General features: G+C 60.8%; 3 protein-coding genes and 1 pseudogene. All 4 read right to left on the minus strand.

The annotated features are described in order from the left end of the window. Positions 1–64: 64 nt before the first annotated feature. Positions 65–298 (minus strand): helix-turn-helix domain-containing protein, encoded by a 234-nt coding sequence (locus ACZ4LX_RS38180; RefSeq protein WP_467652023.1) that lies wholly within the window; start codon positions 296–298, stop codon positions 65–67. 34 nt (positions 299–332) lie between these two features. Beyond that, positions 333–857: a DUF6879 family protein gene (locus tag ACZ4LX_RS38185; protein ID WP_467652020.1), complete on the minus strand. Its 525-nt coding sequence runs from the start codon at positions 855–857 to the stop codon at positions 333–335. After that, positions 841–1,047, minus strand: a complete 207-nt coding sequence (locus ACZ4LX_RS38190) for a hypothetical protein (RefSeq protein WP_392080173.1) — start codon at positions 1,045–1,047, stop codon at positions 841–843. The genes ACZ4LX_RS38185 and ACZ4LX_RS38190 overlap by 17 nt, the downstream gene beginning before the upstream one ends. Before the next feature lie 209 nt (positions 1,048–1,256). Then, positions 1,257–1,342 (minus strand): annotated as a pseudogene (locus ACZ4LX_RS38195) (IS5/IS1182 family transposase); the annotation flags it as partial.

A 1,342-nucleotide genomic window follows, 5' to 3' on the forward strand; every position in this document is an offset into this window, starting at 1 on the left:
TCTTGGTCGAGAACTCGTCTACCAGGAGCTTCGTCGTTCCGTACAGCCGGCAACCTCCAACACCTCACCGCCACAGCCAGGTTGAAAAAGGCTCAGTCTGGGCAATCCTGGCCAGGGCCATGACCTCAGCTGCTATGGCGGGGGAAGCTTCAAGGCCCCGAAGAATCTGTTCAACGTCCAGGAGTGACGGGCGGGATTTGTTGCCCTCAATCCGGCTGATCTTGGATTGGGACATGTTGCAACGTGCAGCAAGCCGGACCCCTGAGAGCCCGGCTTGCTTGCGAAGGTGCTTAAGCATGGCCGCGAGTTCACGCCCCGACTGGTCTAGCTCGTCAGGCTCGATGGCCACCGTTGATGTACTCCCTGAACGGCACGGATTCCGCGAGGGCAATCCGCTGGTATTCGATGTACGGTGCTGGGTCGCCGTCGTAAATTTCCCGGCCGGCCTGGGTGCCGTCCTCCGCATAGTTCATGAGGACGACTTCCGAACGGTCGAAAAGCCAGAAGTCCTGAACCCCTTCAAGGGGGTTGGGCCTTTCTGTTACGTCCAGGATGCGGATGTCATCCCCGGCCCGTGAGTGAACGTCGTAGTACATGAACTCAAAGCGGAGATAGTCCGTGAGCGGCTGCCTGACGATGTGGACCCGCCCTTTGGACTTCCCCTCTGCCCTGATCTTTTTCAGGCCCGCTGTGTAACCGGAGGAGTAGTTCTCGGGGTCAAGTCGTTGCCCGGCCAGGAAGTCCCGGATATCTCCGTCCTCACTCGGCACCCTGTAGACGGGAAGGGTTTCGAGTCGCCACGCTTCCTGTTTGAAGCCCTGAACCTTGGCCGTCCAGGCTTCACCATCCAAGAGCACGGAAAGCCTCCCTCAAGGTCTCCTCGGGGATCTCAACGAGCCCTTCGCCGTCCGGTGCGGTGAACGCCTTGGAAACGTCCCCCTGGACCACGAACGAGCCGGACGCGGTGCGGTAGACGTTCGGGCAGTCGTCGTTGTTGCAGTTCCCGTTCCCGTTGCCGGTCAGTCGAGTCAGTTCCTCACGAGCCATAGCTGCGAACCCCCTGCTACGGGCCCCTTGCGGGCCGGTCGTCACGACAGTACGAGCGGGGCGGGTGAGCCGTCTATGCAGGAACGCGACTATGCGCGTCTTTGCATAAACACGGGCTGGGAGCACGGAGCTTGGCGACTTGAGAGCGCATCAGGTCAGCTACCAGCGACGCCAAGCCCGCGTGAAGAAACTGAACTTACTGAGCTTCTTCAGCGTTGCCGCTCCAGTGTGAGGATGGCCTTGGCGATTGACGTCATGCGGTTGGGGCTGCATCGGGACCTGCGGAAGATCCGCC

Source organism: Streptomyces sp. NPDC026062, assembly GCF_055568375.1.